A 15398-nucleotide genomic window follows, 5' to 3' on the forward strand; every position below is an offset into this window, starting at 1 on the left:
GCCTCTCCCGCCGTCCAGCCACACCATGCTGCTGAAGCTCCTCCCTGTCGGCACGCTGCTCATCGGCTCGGCCTTTCTGTTCTTCGCCGGCGGCGTCAACGGCCTGCTGCTGCCCGTGCGCGGCGCGATCGAGGGCTTCAGCCCCTTCGCGCTCGGCCTGCTCGGCACCGGCTGGGCCATCGGCTATGTCATCGGCTGCATCCAGACCCCAAAGCTCGTCGCCCGTGCCGGCCATATCCGCGCCTTCGGCATCCTCGCCGCCAGCGCCGCCATCGCCATCCTGCTCTCCTCGATGCTGCTCAATGTCTGGGTCTGGACGGGGCTGCGCGCCATCGCCGGCTTCGCCTTTGCAGGTGCGGCCATGATCGTCGAAAGCTGGCTCAGCGAAGAGGCCGAGCCGGCCAGCCGCGGCCAGATCTTCGGCGTCTACACCATGGTCAATCTGCTCGCCACCACCGCCGGCCAGATCAGCCTCATCGGCGGCGACATCGCCAGCGGCTGGTATTTCAGCCTCGCCGCCGTCTTCTATTGCCTCGCCCTCATCCCCACCGCCATCTCCTCCACCCGCACCCCAAGCCCGCTCACCTCGGTCCGGCTCGATCTCCGGGGCCTGTGGCAAAACTCCCCCGTCGCCGTCTTCACCGCCTTCATGATCGGCATTTCCAACAGCACCTTCGGCACGCTCGCCCCCGTCTATGGCAGCGCCATCGGCCTGTCGGTCACGGCCATCGCGCTGTTCTCCAGCCTGCCCGTCCTCGCCGGCGCCGCCGCCCAGATCCCCGTCGGCGCGCTCTCAGACCGGACCGACCGCCGCTATGTGCTCATCGGCCTCGGCCTCATCGCGCTCGGCATCGATCTCGCCTTCGTCCTGCTCGCCCCCAGAGACCCGGCCGCCAACATCGCGCTCTCGCTGGCGCTCGGCTTCGCCATCTTCGCCATGTATCCGATCATCGTCGCCCATGCCTATGATCACGCCAGCGCCGATCGCTACATCCAGATCAGCGGCGGCCTGCTCATGCTCTTCGGCTTCGGCTCGATCATCGGCCCGCTGATCACCGGCGCCGCCTTTTCGCTGGTCGGCCCGGCCGGCCTGTTCATCACCACTGCGGGCGCCCACTCCCTCGTCATCGGCTATGCCAGCTGGCGCTGCCTGCGCAAGAAAACGGTCAGCGAAAGCGAAAAGGTCACCTTCGTTGCCACCCCCATCACCCGCAACCTCACCCCCGAGACCGCTGCGCTGGCCGCCGATCTCGCCGAAAACTGAAACCCCTCAACCAGCCAGTGCGGTGCGCCCCCAGCGCACCACAAAGTCCGCAAGCCCGGCCACATCGAGCGGCGCCGCCACCCGGTAGCCCTGCACCAGATCAGCCCCGGCCCGCCGCGCCGCCGCCAGCTGCACATCATCCTCCACGCCCTCGGCCACCACCGAAAGCCCCAGCCGCTTCGACAGCCCGACCAGCGTCTCCACCACCATCCGCTCGCGCGGCGAAGCGGTCAGCCCCAGCATGAACGACCGGTCGAGCTTGATCGTGTCGATCGGCAGCCGCGCCAGCCACGCCAGCGAAGAAAAGCCGGTGCCGAAATCATCCAGCGCCACCCGCACGCCCGTGGCGCGCAGCCGCTCGAACATCCGCGCCGCGCCGCGCACATCATCGATCAGCGCGCCCTCGGTCACTTCCAGCACCAGCCGGTCGCGCGCCAGCCCCGAATGGCCGAGCGCCAGCTCCAGCGCCGCCTCGAACCGCGGGTCGGCCAGGTCGGCCGCGGTCACGTTCACCGAAAGCCCCAGCGCCGAAAGCGGCCCCGTCCAGCTGGCCGCCTCCATCATCGCCCGCGCCCGGATATAACGGCCCAGCCGCACCGCCAGCTCGGCCGAAGCCGCCGTCTCCAACACCGTCTCGGCCGGCAGCGTGCCCAAAAAGCGATGCTCCCAGCGCACCAGCGCCTCCACGCCGACAATGCCACCCGCCAGCAGCGCCAGCTGCGGCTGATACAGCAGCGCAATCCCGTTGTTGTCGATCGCATGGTGCAGATCAGCCTCAAGGTTGGCCATCCGCGTCATCGGGTCACCGGCCGGGTCGGGCTCGAACACCACCACCGCACCCGCCTCGCGCGTGCGCGCCTCATTGAGCGCCGAAGTCGCCCGCCGCAGCGTCGCCGCCGCCCGCACCGGCGCCATCATCGGCCCGTCCATGTCCATCTCGGCAATGCCGGCCCGGCCCGAAAGATGGATCACATGATCGCCCACCACAAAGGGCTGGCGCAGCGCTTCCGCCAGCGAGGCCGCCAGCGCCGTCACCCCGGCCAGATGCGCACCCGCGTCTTCGCCGCCGCTCTCCTTGCCGCCTGCTTTCCTGCTCCGCCTCGGCAGCGCCAGCCCGACCGCAAACTCCGCCCCCGCCAGCCGCGCCAGCATCGCCGAGCGCACATCGCGCCCGGCCATCGCCTGCTGCAACCGGTCCGCCACCGCACACAGCACCCGGTCCGCCACATCGCGCCCATAGGCCGCATTGATCGGCGACAGCCGGCCCACGCCCAGCGTCAGCACGAAAATCTCCGGCGGCTCCGGCGGTGCCAGCAGCCCGGCCAGCCAGCGCTCCAACGCCTCCCCGCTCGCCAGGCCCGTCAGCCCGTCGCGCAACACCCCGTCATTGGCCGCCGTCGCGCCGTCCCCGGCGGCGTCAGCCAGCCGCTCGGCATGGCGCTGCGCCAGCCGCAGCGCATCACCAAGTGCGGCATGGCCAAAAGGCGAGACCAGCACCGAGGTCGCGCCCGCATCATGCGCCGCCGCCGCCGACCCGCCATCATTCCTCGACAGCAGCACCAGCATCGCGCCCAGCCGCGCCTTGACCAGCGCTTCCAGCGACCGCGCCGCCGCCAGCCCCTGCGTCAGCGCCCCGCGCGCATCGACCACGACCAGCCGCATGGTCTCCGCCTGCAGCCGCGCCACGCCATGTTCTGGCCGCCGTTCGGCCACGGCCTCAAAGCCAGCCGCCATCACAGCTGCGGCGACATCCTCCGAATAGCGCGGCGACACAATCAGGACCGAGGCCGGAACCATGAACTTCTCCTGAGCATCACCTTAACACATGCTTTGCCGCCAACCATCCCCATTTGCGGATGTCAGCCCCGCAAGAGATGCATAAACCATCTTGCGACCATCCCGCCCGCAAGCACTGGACTTCACAGCCGTCCAGCGCCACGGTGCGCGCCGTCATGCAAACCGACCTTCAGACCCGCCCGCTCATCGATCCCTTCGGCCGCGCCATCACCTATCTGCGCGTCTCCGTCACCGACCGCTGCGACTTCCGCTGCCGCTACTGCATGGCCGAAGACATGACCTTCCTGCCCAAATCGGAGGTGCTCAGCCTCGAGGAGATCGATCAGCTCGCCAGCGCCTTCATCCGCCGCGGCACCACCAAGCTGCGCCTCACCGGCGGCGAGCCGCTCGTGCGCCGCGGCATCCTCGGCCTCATCGAAAGCCTGTCGCGCCACTTGCGCTCCGGCGCGCTTGAAGAGCTGACCCTCACCACCAACGGCAGCCAGCTCGCCCGCTTCGCCGATGATCTCGTCCGCGCCGGCGTCCGCCGCATCAACGTCAGCCTCGACACGCTCGATGAGGCCAAATTCGCCCATATCACCCGCTGGGGCCGCCTCCCCCAGGTGCTCGAAGGGCTCGCCGCCGCGCGCAGCGCCGGCCTCAGCGTCAAGCTCAACATGGTCGCGCTCGCCGGCCTGAATGAAGACGATATCCGCCCCCTGCTCGCCTATGCGGCCGAACATGGCGATGACCTCACCCTCATCGAGACCATGCCGATGGGCGAAATCGACGAAGACCGGTTCGACCGCTACCTGCCGCTGTCCCGCGTCCGCGCCGATCTCGCAAAGACCTTCACCCTCACCGACCTGCCAGACCGCACCGGCGGCCCCGCCCGCTATGTCCGCATCGAGGAGACCGGCCAGCGTCTCGGCCTCATCACGCCGCTGACCCATAATTTCTGCGAAAGCTGCAACCGCGTCCGCCTCACCGCCACCGGCCAGCTCTACATGTGCCTCGGCCAGAACGACGCAGGCCGACCTGCGCCGCGTCATCCGCGATCACCCTGATGACGAAGCCGCCCTCGACGCTGCGCTCGCCGAAGCCATCAGCCGCAAGCCCAAGGGCCATGATTTCGACATTTCGCGCAAGGCCCAGGCCCCGGCGGTCGCCCGCCACATGAGCGTCACCGGAGGCTGAACACATGGCCATCAAGCTCGCCCTGATGCATTCCGATGCCCCCAACGCCACCGAAGGCGCGGCCCTCCTGCGCGAGCGCTATCAGTTCGTCAGCGCCGGCGACGCCGATGTCATCGTCGTGCTCGGCGGTGACGGCTATCTCCTCCACATCCTCCACGAAGCCATGCGCCGCGACGCGCCCAAGCCGGTCTTCGGCATGAACCGCGGCACCGTCGGCTTCATGATGAACGACTGGCAGGCCGAAGACCTCCCCGCCCGCGTCGAAGCCGGCCTGCCCTTCATCCTCAATCCCCTGTGCATGACCGCCACCACGGTGGCTGGTGAAACCATCGTCTCGCCCGCCATCAACGAAGTCTCGCTGCTCCGCGAAACCCGCCAGGCCGCCAAGATCGGCATCAGCATCGACGGCAAGGAGCGGCTTGAGGAGCTGATCTGCGACGGCGTTCTCGTCGCCACCCCGGCGGGCAGCACCGCCTACAACCTCTCCGCCCATGGCCCGATCCTGCCCTTGGGCTCCGATCTGCTGGCGCTCACCCCCATCAGCCCGTTCCGCCCCCGGCGCTGGCGCGGCGCGCTCCTGCCCAAGGCCAGCCTCATCGAATTCCACGTCCATGAAGCCGCCAAGCGCCCGGTCTCGGCGGTCGCCGACCAGCTCGAAGTCCGCGATGTCGCCACCGTCACCGTGCGCACCGACAGCTCCAAGTCACTCAGCATCCTCTTCGATCCCGACTATGCGCTCGACGATCGCATCTTCCTCGAACAATTCATCACCTGACCCACTTGCGCCCCCGCGCAGCGCTTGTTACACGCCCGCCTTCACCGCGCATTCCTCGGTAGCTCAGCGGTAGAGCCCTCGACTGTTAATCGAGTTGTCGCAGGTTCGAATCCTGCCCGGGGAGCCAGCGATTTAAACCAATCCCTTGATTTTTATCTGATTTTTCGTCCCGCGCTCGGCCCGTCTCCCAACGCGTTCCCCAAGCCGCTTTCCTGCCCCCAAAGGAACTGAGCGCCAGCTCAAGCGTGAAAGCCCGCCGCAAACCCGGGGCTGGTCATGTTCCGCCGATAGCGGGACGGCGAAACGCCGGCGAACTTCCGGAATGCACGGGCAAAATGCTGGGGCGTCTGGTATCCCACCATCATCGCCACATCGATGATCTTCAGGTCGCCGTTCGCCAGGCTGCGGCACGCCAGGTCAAAACGGGCCTCCTGACAAAGCTGGGAAAAGGAGGTTCCGCTCATCGTCAGCTTTCGCTGCAATGTGCGCGTGCTCATGCCGGCGATTTCGGCGGCCTGGTCAATATCCAGGCGCCTGTCGCTCAGATACGCCTGAATCAGGTTCCGCATCAGGCTGACAAAGGTCCATGCCTCGACAGGCGCTGCGGCGCCCATCTCCAGTTCCAGCATGTCGAATGCCTTGTCTGCGCTCTGCGGCGCCGCACAGGGCCGCACCAGATCCGCCATGTCCACAACAAGCGACGTGCAGGGCCGGCCCATGCGAATGCGGGTGTCCGGAAAGGCCGCCTGGACCGCTTCGGGTATGCGACAGGCGCTGACGAACCCCATCTCGATCGGCGACCATGTCGGTCCAGCGACGCTCTGCATGATCGAAATGACACTTTGCAGGTTGAGCCATTCCGCCAGGCAATGGTTGGGGCGGCCCCAAAAGCCGGGCATGTCGCAGATCACGCGCGCAGAATTGCCTTCCGTGTGCAGGCTCAATTCCAGCGAACTGCTTTCCGCCCTGACAACCTCAGCCAGAGCTTGCAGACGGGCAATGCCGGAGGCTGCCGTGAGGATCGCGGTTTGATGGACCGGCCACAAGCAGGCGATGCCGGCCCTTGGGGCACCGAGCAGACCGAGTTCCATCGGCTCCAGGTCGTGCCCCACCCTGACCAGCCACTCGGTTCCCAGAACAACGTTTACATAGAGATCCGCCATCTCTTCGGCGCGTTGTGGCAGCCGGGACCGCGCCAGTTCCCGGTCCACGGGCACCCCCAGATCCCGCAAGACCGAGAGATACACAAGAAGATAGGATGCTCTCGCAAGAGCCAGCCGAACTCCCAAGACACTCCCCCCGCGATACAGGCGCAAAATTGGCGCGCTCTGGTCTGTCACCACCTATTGTCTTTCCTATTATATATGAGAGGGGGTTCGCCGAGAAGGCGGCATCAAACACGTCCCGGCGATAGCAGGGCACTGGTCCAGCAGTGCCGGTTCGAGACTGCCAGCGCCTTGCTGCGCCAGACGAACCTCAAGGTTCCAGAGATTGCCACGCGCCTCGGATGCCGCGCGCCGGGCGCATGCGCCCGCGCCTTTGCCGGTTGGGCAGGCTGCTCGCCAAACGCCGTTCGCAACCTTGCCGACATCGGACCCCCGGTGCGCAAATTTGGCGCGAATTGGGCAGATGCAGAATGCCGCCTCGCATAAACGTCAGGCTCCGCAACGGGGTCAATCCATGAGCAGCTCCATTCCGCTCATTCGTGCAGCCGCTGTCATCCCGGGCGAGCAATGGCTGACACAAAACCAGCTGCCCGCAGCCGAGCTGCTGATGGCTGCAGGTCTTCCGGCCTCCCCGTCCGCTGCACCCGCGCGGCTTGTGTCGGTGCATGGGATGATGCTGTTCCTTGAAAATATGGCAGCCGCTCACGGGCCCGATTTCGGCGCCCGCATTGCAACGCCCGAAGCGCTGCTGTGCGTCGGAACGCCGGCGCGGGCGATCCGTCAGAGCCGGACCGTCGGCGAGGCCCTGCACCGGATCGCCTCCACCTTCCATCAGCACGCCTCGCAGCTGTTCCTGCATATCCACGAGGGCCCCGGCGGCATGCAGGTCAAGGAAGGTTTTTCGGTCATTGGCTCGGCCACAATGCATCACCAGGCACAACAGCATTTTGCCGCCACGATGCGCTGCATCGGATACCTCGCCAATGGCCGCCCCCTCGATGCCGAGCTGGCGATCATTCCGCATCCGGAATTCGGCATCGATCATCTGAAACCCTATCTGGGCGACAAGATCGTCGCGCAGGAAGGTCGCCAGCTTTGCATGTGGCTCCCCAACGAGGCCCTTGCCCTCAGCTTTCCGTGGGAGCCTGACATCGCCCAACGTCACGAATCCGAGCTACTGACGTCCGCGGCGAGCCACAGCCTGCTGGACAGTGCCCGGATTCTCATTGCCGGCATGATTGCGGACGGAAATCCCTCGCTGGAGCAGCTTGCCCTGTGTTCCGGGCGCAGTCGCCGGACCTTGCAGCGCTTGCTCGCCGCAGAAGGAACCAGCTTCACCAGGCTTCTGGACAGTGTTCGGCAGGATCATGTTCTGAGGCATCTGACCGAAAGCCACGACAGCGTCTCCTCGATCGGCAGCGAGGTGGGCTTCCGGAACATATCCAGCGTCACGCGGGCCGTCCGCCGATGGACCAATGTTAGCCCCCGACAGTTGCGAAGGGACCAGCAACATGTCTGAACTCATGGTCATGGGCCGCCACCGGACACCATCGATCGGCGGGGACGGCGCCTGTTGACCGATCTGCAGAACATCCTGCCTCTATGGGTGCTGACGCTGCTGTTTGCAGCGGTGCTGCTGGCCAGTGTGGTGATCGGCTCAAGGCTCCGTGCCTATGTCACGGTGGATCCCGCGACAGCGGGCAGCGGCCAGCTGCTCATCGGCCTCGTCACGGTGCTCAGCCTGCTGCTGGGCTTCACCTTCAGCCTTGCCCTCAACCGGCACGATCAGCGCCGGGACCTGCTGCTGGAAGAAGCCAACGCCATTCAGGCCCTCCATCGCACGCTCGTTCATGTTGCTCAGCCGGGCCGGGCAGAGATCGGCACGGCGCTCCACGCCTACACCAGAGGCCGGCTGATGTTCGTCCAGTCCAATCTGTTCGCCCAGGCAGCGCAGCTGGAGGCCAGACAGCAGGAGCGCGCCCGACTGAACGCGGTGGTGGCCAAGGTCGTGCCCAGGTCCGACACCGGCGTCACCCAGGCACAGATCCTGATTGCCGCCACGCGCATCCTCGATGCAGGCGCACGCATGGACATGATGTCCCTCGAGCATGTGCCGGCGAGGGTGGTGCTCGTCCTGCATCTGCTGTCCACCGGCGCTGCGCTGGTCATCGGCATTTCCATTGGCGAAAAGCTGCGGGGCCTCTGGCTCCCGACCACCATCTGGTCGCTGCTCCTTTCCTTGGTCCGGTTCACCATTGTCGATCTCGATACCTCGCAATGGGGCAGCATCAGGCTCAACCGCGCGCCACTGGAAAATGCGGCCCGGATCACCGCCGACAATGGCGCTTGAACCGAAAATGGCGCGTCAGGCCAACTCGAAAGCCGTGATGACTGGACGCGGCTTCGAAGCCGCTGGAGGTTGTATTATGGGTAACCTCATCATGATAAAGGACATTAAGTTGATGCGGACCATGATGCTTTTGCTGGTTGGCGCGATGCTGGCTACCCCGGCCCTCGCGCAACAAGAGGCCGCAGCGCCGGCGCCCGATCCATCCGCCGGTGGCGGGGCAGACCTCGCGCAGCAATTGGCAAACCCCATCGCCAACCTGATCTCGGTGCCGTTCCAGAATAATTTCGAATGGGGCTATGGCCTTGACGGCGAAGGCTTTCGCTACACGCTCAACACCCAACCGGTGGTCCCGGTCTCCATCAGCCCGACAGCCAATGTCATTTCCCGCACCATCATGCCGATCATCGCGCAAAATGACGTCACCGGCCCGGGCACCAGCCAGTTCGGCCTCGGCGATGTCTTGCAGAGCTTCTTCTTCTCGCCCAAGGCGGCGTCTTCCTCCGGCGTGGTCTGGGGCGCCGGGCCGGTGTTCCTGCTGCCCACCGCCACCGACACGGCGCTTGGTGGCGGCAAATGGGGCATGGGCGCAACCGCCGTCGTCCTGAAAATCGCTGGTCCCAACACCTATGGGGTCCTTGCCAACCACATCTGGTCGGTCGCCGGCAGCAGCAACCGGGCCGATGTCTCCGCCACCTTCGTCCAGCCGTTCTTCAGCCACATCACCAAGTCGGCGACCACCTTTTCGGTGAATTCCGAAACCACCTATGACTGGATCAATGACAGCTGGATCGTGCCCGTCAGCGCCTCGGTCACGCAGCTGGTCGTCCTCGGCAAGCAGCCGGTCTCCATTGGTCCCAGCGTGAAATACTGGCTCGCCAGCCCGACCGGCGGCCCCGATTGGGGCCTGCGGCTCAATATCACCCTTTTGTTCCCCAAGAAGTAGAGACCAGCCCGGGCCGGAGGCCAAAACCATGAACGCGCAGCGTCTCCGCATCCTCTCCGCGCTGCCGCTGCTGGTGCTGGCAGCGCCCGTCATCGCATCCACCGTGCAGACCACCGCTGCCGTCCAGACCGGGATGAACACGGTGCAGGAGATTCCCACCGTCAGTGCCCAGCCAAAGGCCAAAAAGTCCGACCTGCTGATCGTGCCCATTCCCCAGTCCAGCCCGTCACTTGGCGCGGGCCTCACGCTCGGCGGGGGGCTGTTCTACAACCCCAATGGGTCGAAAGACCCATGGACAACCGGAGCCGCCGCCATGGCCACGTCCAACGGCAGCTGGGCGCTCGGCGCCGGCCACAAGATGGCCTGGGACAAGGACCGCTTCCGCCTGACCGCCTTTGCCGGCTACGGCGATGTAAACCTCCGATTCTACGGCGTCGGGCCGAACGCTGGTCAAGCAAACCAGTCGGTCGACATCAACGACACCGGTGTCGTGGCCTTTGTCGATCCGCAGATGCGCATCGCTCCCAATATCTATATCGGGTTTCGCGCGCTCATTCTTGACCTGAAGGTCAGCCTGCGACGCGATCAGGATAATCCGCCGGACATCGAACTTCCGGAACGCGACCTCGAAAGCCGCCTTGTCCAGGTCGGCCCGGTCGCGGTCTATGACAGCCGGGACAACAGCCTTGATCCCAAGAGCGGGGTCTATGCGCAGGCAAGCTGGCTGTTCGGCGTGTCCGCGCTCGGCAGCGATTATGACAATGACCGGCTGACGCTCTATGCCAATGTCTACCGGGCGCTTGGCGAGAAGACCGTGTTCGCCGCCCGGCTCTCGGCCTGCGCCGTGTCCCAAGGATCGCCCTTCTACGACATCTGCCTCTACGGCGCGTCCTCAGACCTTCGCGGCTATGAAGCCGGCCGCTTCCGCGACCGGGCGTCCTGGGCCGGCCAGGCCGAGATCCGTCACCGGCTGAAGGGCCGCTTCGGCGTCGCGGCCTTTGCCGGCGTCGGCGGCATCGCACCCAGCTTCAATGAAATCGGTGACAGCACCGTCCTTCCAGCAGTCGGTGCGGGTCTGCGCTGGCAGGCCTCGAAAGAAACGCCCATCAATCTGCGGATCGACTTTGCCGTGGGCCGGAACAGCAATGCCTTGTACGTCAGTGTGGGCGAGGCCTTTTGACCCGCTGTCCGGCTCAATAGATCCACTGCAGCCGGGTCAGCAGGCTTTGCGTGTGTCCGGTCTCCCCGTCGCGCTTCAACCAGACATGGCCGTATAACACGCCGAATTTCCAGCGCGTGGTGGCCCACCAATTGGCCCCCACCTCGATCCGGTCATAGCGTCCGCCGTCGATCCCGCCACTGGACAGGTCCACGGCGGCATAGCGCGCCACCAGTTCGGGCGCCCCCCAGCGTCCCTCCGGGATGATCCGCTTCACCGTCCCCTTGGCGCGATCATAGGCACGTTGTTCGCCGGTCAGCACCCAGCTGCCCAAAACATAATAGCCGTGAAACTGCGGATCCGGGCCGTTCGCGACATCCGGCCGCGCCGTCGCATATTCGGCCACAACAGCCCAAGGGCCATGCGCATAATGCGCTTCCAGTCCGATATGGGTGGTGCTTGCCGCCGGAAATTCCCCGGTGTCCACAAAGTCGTCCGCTGCCGACACACCCGGCCTGCCATTGTACCGAATTGTGTCGCGCACATCGGCTTGGCGCACCGCCACGCCCAGGTGGAGACGTCGATCCGGCTCGTCAATCGCCAGCAGCGTCAGGCGGGCAGAGAGCGCCGCGTTGCCGCTGCCGTCGTCGCCCCAATCATCCTTGAATATGCCGTAGGTGAGGGTGGCCCGCTCCCCCTCGCCCAGCTGGTGCGTCACCTTGAAACCGAAATTGAATGGCGAGGCAAATGGACCAAGGATGCGCTCGCTCTGCGGCATGGTCGATGTCGAGCCGACAATCTCAAAGCCGAAGTCCTCGCGTAGCTGGCCCAAACGCACGCGCGTGCGCCACTTCGGAATCTGGAATGCGACATTGAAATCGGTCACCGCGAAGCGCTGGTCCGTCGCATTGTCAAAGCCATTGAACGCCACGCCCACCTGATATTCAAAGCGGCGATTGAACCCCACTTCGCCGTTCAGATCAAAGGTCGCGCTGCGCACCTCCAGCAAATTCTCCTGCAGACCGACCTGCGCCAGGCTGGCATCATCCTGTCCAAAGCCCGTGCGGTCGATGATCAGCTCGATCCCCGGACGGATGGTCAGCACGCGCGTGTTCACCCGGGGGATCAGAATCAGGTCAGGCGCAAGGTCGGGGACGGCGTAACGCATATCACGCCAGCCATCCCGCAGCAGGTTGGGCATCTCGACAACTTTGGGCTTCGCTGTGGCAGGCGCCTTTCCAGGCGCAGGCGCAGGCGCAGTCCCGCTCCCGGTCTCAGTCGCCGGAACGTCCTGCGCCATCAGCCCCGTCGGCATCGCCAATAGTGCCAGGCAAAGGCAGCCTGAGGGCAGGGTCCGCGCCACTGTCAGCCCATGCCCCACCGCCAGCCCACACCATCGTTCTGACCGGGCCTCAGAACCCAAATTGGACGAAGATGGCAGGCCCGTTGAAGTTATAGCGCACTTCCCCTTCCCAATCGTCACGATTGACCCGGACGCGGTAGTCGACAAACCGGTACATGGCGCCAATGTCGATGTTCTTCTGAATCCGGTAAGCTGCCGAAATTTCCGTGTTCACCAGACGACCGGAGTATTCGCCAATGGTCAAGGACAGCCAGTCAACCCTCCCATTGACGCTCAGCTTCGGCGCCGGCTCCCAGGTGAAAAACGCTCCGATCGTCGGCAGCGGCGCAAACACCGATCGGTTCTCGGACTGGAACTGCCCCGCCTGCCCGCCAGCAGCGCCCTCGCCCTCGATGAAAATGCTGAAGTCCGTGCCATGCAGACCAATCGCTGCGCCCAGCTCGAAATTCTTCGTCTGATAGAAGCGATTGCCGACCGTGAAGCGGATGATGTCGCTGTCGAAGCCCGACCGAACGCTGGCATTCACCGGATAGACGGTGTCGCCAACAGTCAGCTCGCGATCGATCGTGGTCGAATTCTCGCGGCCGATGGCATAATATTCCGCATTCAACACCCAGTCGTCACCGGGTCGCCATTCGGCCATGAAGGCAGGCAGGGTGCGGTTCGTGTCAAACCCCAGATCATTCTCGAAATCGACCACGCTTCCCGTCGTGCCATTGGTGGCATCCACCCGGACCCGGGAATCCACGCCTGGGAAGTAGACCGCAGCCTGAAGCGAGAATGTGTCGCTCAGCCGCTGGGCGGCCGCCGGGGATGCCGACAAAGCGACCAGCGCGACGGAAATCAGAAATCTGTTCAACATAAGTCTCCCGGCCCTCGGACACGCTATCGCGCAGTCGCCGCATTCTGCAGCGGCAGAAGACCGCAGACAATGAGAAGTTTGGGAGAACTTTGGCGGAACATCAAAGAGTTTTCCCGTCGCGCCAGAAACTGCGGGTGGTGCATTGTAACTGGCACAGGTTGAACTTAGCGCATGCTCGAGTCGGTCAGGCCATGCCAGCCGGAAAGAGAGTTTTTTGAGGCGCGCCCTGCTTGTTGCCGTCCTTCTGGCGAACCCCGCCGCCGCCCATGCCCAGGAAAGTGGCTGGCGCTTTCTGGTCCAGCCCTATCTGTTGCTGCCGAGCATGGACGGCAAGGCCGCCGTTGCCGGCATTGATGCCAATGTCGATGTCGGCGCGCGCGATATCGTGAGCAATCTCAACATCGGCTTCCTCGGCTATGTCGAAGCCGGCAAAGGCGACCTCTCCTTCGGCGTCGACGTGAATTACATGAACCTCGACGCCAATCCTGACGATGCCCGGGTCAGTGCCAATGTCTCGCAAACGGCGGTCCAGCCCATTCTCTTCTACCGTGTCGCTGACTATTTCGAGTTGATGGGCGGCCTCCGCTACAACCGGATCAATCTCGGGCTTTCATCCGACATCGCCGCCATCGATGGCCGTGAGCAGACCAAGGACTGGGTGGACCCGATCCTCGGCTTCCGCTTCAACGGCCCCCTCAGCAAGACCACCAGCTTCGGCGTGCTGGCCAATGTCGGCGGCTTCGGTGTCGGCTCCGACATCGCCGTCCAGGTCCGCCCGATGCTCAACTTCGCGGTTGGTTCGGGCATCACCCTCGATGCCGGCTATCAGTTCGTCTATATGGACTATGAGACCGGCACGGGCACAAACCGCTTCGCCTATGATGTGCTGACCACTGGCCCCATCCTCGGCCTGACGTTCCGCTTCTGAAGCGCCCGGTCTGACGCAATCAGGCCTGGCCCCGCTCTAGAAATCTGCCTTGGCCCGCAGCCCGGCATAGGCCGCCACCGGCGCGCTCTCAAGCAAAGGGTCCGCCAGCTGGGCATTGGCCGTCAGCCGCAGTCGCTTGCCGATTTGCGCGGTATAATAAAGTTCAGCACCCTGTTCGTCGCGGATGGGGAACACGTCCGCCAGCGCCCCGTCCACACGCGGCGATGTGGAGAAGCGAAAATACCCGATCCCGAACTTGTCGCGGGGCCTCGCGGCAAGCGGCACGGACCCGGCAATGCCCGCCGTCATGCTCCAATCCAGAATGTCCGGCGTGCCCTGAGACGCGCCGAAATGACCGAACAGCCCGAGCCCGCGTGCCGCATCCGCCGGATCGCGCCACAGAAACTGCTGCACCGTATATTTCACATGAAGGCCGCCCGCCGACGGCGAAGGGACCCCTTCCAGCCCCGGTGGTGGCCGCAGGTCGGGAAAGGACTCGCCGACGCGTGACTGTCTGCTGGTCACGAAGAAGCTGAGCGTATGAAAGCCCTGCTGACCACCGATCTTCGCCGGCAGCGTGGCCACCAGCATCGCATTCACACCGTTGCGGAACAGATTTTCGGGCAGATAGCGCTGGGTCCAGTCGTCGGGCGTCCAGACCCCCAGCCCCAGCCGCAGCCGCCCCAGCGGCGCGCTCACGATCGCGCCATAGACCTTGGGAGACGCCAGCAGCGCGGGCGGAGAGGCCAGACCGATATGCTGAAACCCCTCCTTGCCACCCCCGCCGACAATCGGAATAGCGCTACTTTGCTCCAGCAGGTTGATCTTGCCTGCCTGAATGCGGGCTTTCCCGATTGTCTGCACGATGGAATAGGAAGTATCGGCTGCCTCGGTGTTGCTCTGGGGAAAGTTCAGCGCGGTATTGACCGGCAGCAGCAGGAACGAGCCGACCCGATTGGTGTTCTTGCCATAAACAAACTCGCCGTGGAGATGAAAGGAAACGCCCGTCCACAAGCCCGCTCGCTCGCCGTCAACCACGGCAAAGCCATCGATCCGTCCCCCATATCGTGGTGCATCATCACCACTGCCGGCAACGGCGGCAGAGAAAAACTGGGTCCACTCGCCCCGCAGCGTCAGGATATCCCCCGCTTGCGCCTGACAGGGCGCGGCCACCACAACGGCAAGTGCCGAAACAGCCGCAGATCGCATCCGCCCCATCATGGCTTCTGGGCGCGAACGCCAGCGGGCGTCAATTCAGCTTCTGCCCGGGCGTCCGTGTTTCGGGCACCGGCGACATGGCCTTGAGCGCATCAAGACCCTTCACGCTGATTTTCGCCCAGAGGGATGCCAGTTGGCGATATTCGCAGAGATTCGAGACGCTGCCGCTGGGGCCAGGCAAGCCCTGCGTCTCGCGCCGGTCGAGAACGCGCGCCAGCAGCGCCAACAGGGAGGCCAACAGAATCTTCCGCCCAACCATGAAAATTCCCCGTAAAGAACCGGCCGCGTCCACGATGTTCCCTCCCCGGCAGCAGCGGGAGGCCGCTTGCCGGGGCGGCGTCAGAAAATGGCGCGCCAGGCGAAGAGTGGCGGCTGATGGCAAGCCCAGGGCGCTGCT

Annotated in this window: 13 protein-coding genes, 1 tRNA gene and 1 pseudogene; 9 read left to right on the forward strand and 6 right to left on the reverse strand. The window is 64.9% G+C overall.

Translation table 11 applies throughout. The features are described from left to right. Window positions 1-25 precede the first annotated feature (25 nt). Window positions 26-1264: an MFS transporter gene (locus ACMVO5_RS05020; RefSeq protein ID WP_416908976.1), complete on the forward strand. Its 1239-nt coding sequence runs from the start codon at window positions 26-28 to the stop codon at window positions 1262-1264. A gap of 6 nt (window positions 1265-1270) precedes the next feature. On the opposite strand, the gene ACMVO5_RS05025 is transcribed toward ACMVO5_RS05020, so the two are convergent. Beyond that, window positions 1271-3061, reverse strand: a complete 1791-nt coding sequence (locus ACMVO5_RS05025) for an EAL domain-containing protein (protein ID WP_416908977.1) — start codon at window positions 3059-3061, stop codon at window positions 1271-1273. A 155-nt stretch (window positions 3062-3216) separates the two neighbouring features. On the opposite strand from ACMVO5_RS05025, the pseudogene moaA reads away from it, so the two are divergent. The 3 genes and pseudogenes from moaA (at window position 3217) to ACMVO5_RS05040 (ending at window position 5139) form a co-directional block, all read left to right on the forward strand. Continuing rightward, window positions 3217-4237, forward strand: a pseudogene (gene moaA, locus ACMVO5_RS05030) (GTP 3',8-cyclase MoaA). A 4-nt stretch (window positions 4238-4241) separates the two neighbouring features. Beyond that, entirely contained in the window at window positions 4242-5012 is a 771-nt protein-coding gene (locus ACMVO5_RS05035; RefSeq protein ID WP_416908978.1) for an NAD kinase, read from the forward strand. Between the two features lie 52 nt (window positions 5013-5064). Next, window positions 5065-5139: transfer RNA gene (locus ACMVO5_RS05040), tRNA-Asn, on the forward strand. A 112-nt stretch (window positions 5140-5251) separates the two neighbouring features. On the opposite strand, the gene ACMVO5_RS05045 is transcribed toward ACMVO5_RS05040, so the two are convergent. Beyond that, window positions 5252-6223 (reverse strand): helix-turn-helix domain-containing protein, encoded by a 972-nt coding sequence (locus ACMVO5_RS05045; protein WP_416908979.1) that lies wholly within the window; start codon window positions 6221-6223, stop codon window positions 5252-5254. 469 nt (window positions 6224-6692) lie between these two features. Between ACMVO5_RS05045 and ACMVO5_RS05050 the strand changes: the two genes are divergently transcribed. The 4 genes from ACMVO5_RS05050 to ACMVO5_RS05065 all read left to right on the forward strand — a co-directional run bounded on the left by ACMVO5_RS05050 (window position 6693) and on the right by ACMVO5_RS05065 (window position 10651). Further along, window positions 6693-7697 carry a helix-turn-helix domain-containing protein gene (locus ACMVO5_RS05050; RefSeq protein ID WP_416908980.1) on the forward strand — a complete coding sequence of 335 codons (1005 nt, stop codon included), beginning with the start codon at window positions 6693-6695 and terminating at the stop codon, window positions 7695-7697. 54 nt (window positions 7698-7751) lie between these two features. Then, complete coding sequence (locus tag ACMVO5_RS05055) at window positions 7752-8528, forward strand: hypothetical protein (RefSeq protein ID WP_416908981.1); 777 nt, start codon at window positions 7752-7754, stop codon at window positions 8526-8528. 112 nt (window positions 8529-8640) lie between these two features. Then, window positions 8641-9471, forward strand: a complete 831-nt coding sequence (locus tag ACMVO5_RS05060; RefSeq protein WP_416908982.1) for a hypothetical protein — start codon at window positions 8641-8643, stop codon at window positions 9469-9471. 28 nt (window positions 9472-9499) lie between these two features. Beyond that, window positions 9500-10651, forward strand: a complete 1152-nt coding sequence (locus ACMVO5_RS05065; RefSeq protein ID WP_416908983.1) for a BamA/TamA family outer membrane protein — start codon at window positions 9500-9502, stop codon at window positions 10649-10651. A 13-nt stretch (window positions 10652-10664) separates the two neighbouring features. Here the strand turns inward: ACMVO5_RS05065 and ACMVO5_RS05070 are convergent, their stop codons facing one another. Next, the gene (locus tag ACMVO5_RS05070; protein WP_416908984.1) at window positions 10665-11831 is read right to left on the reverse strand and encodes an OprO/OprP family phosphate-selective porin; all 1167 of its coding nucleotides are present in this window, start codon (window positions 11829-11831) and stop codon (window positions 10665-10667) included. 211 nt (window positions 11832-12042) lie between these two features. Then, on the reverse strand, window positions 12043-12852 hold the full coding sequence (locus ACMVO5_RS05075; protein WP_416908985.1) for a hypothetical protein: 810 nt from the start codon (window positions 12850-12852) through the stop codon (window positions 12043-12045). A gap of 217 nt (window positions 12853-13069) precedes the next feature. On the opposite strand from ACMVO5_RS05075, the gene ACMVO5_RS05080 reads away from it, so the two are divergent. Next, window positions 13070-13783: a hypothetical protein gene (locus ACMVO5_RS05080; protein WP_416908987.1), complete on the forward strand. Its 714-nt coding sequence runs from the start codon at window positions 13070-13072 to the stop codon at window positions 13781-13783. A gap of 36 nt (window positions 13784-13819) precedes the next feature. Here the strand turns inward: ACMVO5_RS05080 and ACMVO5_RS05085 are convergent, their stop codons facing one another. Together ACMVO5_RS05085 and ACMVO5_RS05090 are read right to left on the reverse strand one after the other, a co-directional pair. Further along, window positions 13820-14992: a carbohydrate porin gene (locus ACMVO5_RS05085; RefSeq protein ID WP_416908988.1), complete on the reverse strand. Its 1173-nt coding sequence runs from the start codon at window positions 14990-14992 to the stop codon at window positions 13820-13822. Window positions 14993-15032: 40 nt separating this feature from the next. After that, window positions 15033-15293 (reverse strand): hypothetical protein, encoded by a 261-nt coding sequence (locus ACMVO5_RS05090; RefSeq protein ID WP_416908989.1) that lies wholly within the window; start codon window positions 15291-15293, stop codon window positions 15033-15035. Between the last annotated feature and the right edge of the window lie 105 nt (window positions 15294-15398).

This window comes from Polymorphobacter sp. (assembly GCF_048007885.1).
GTDB lineage: Bacteria > Pseudomonadota > Alphaproteobacteria > Sphingomonadales > Sphingomonadaceae > Sandarakinorhabdus.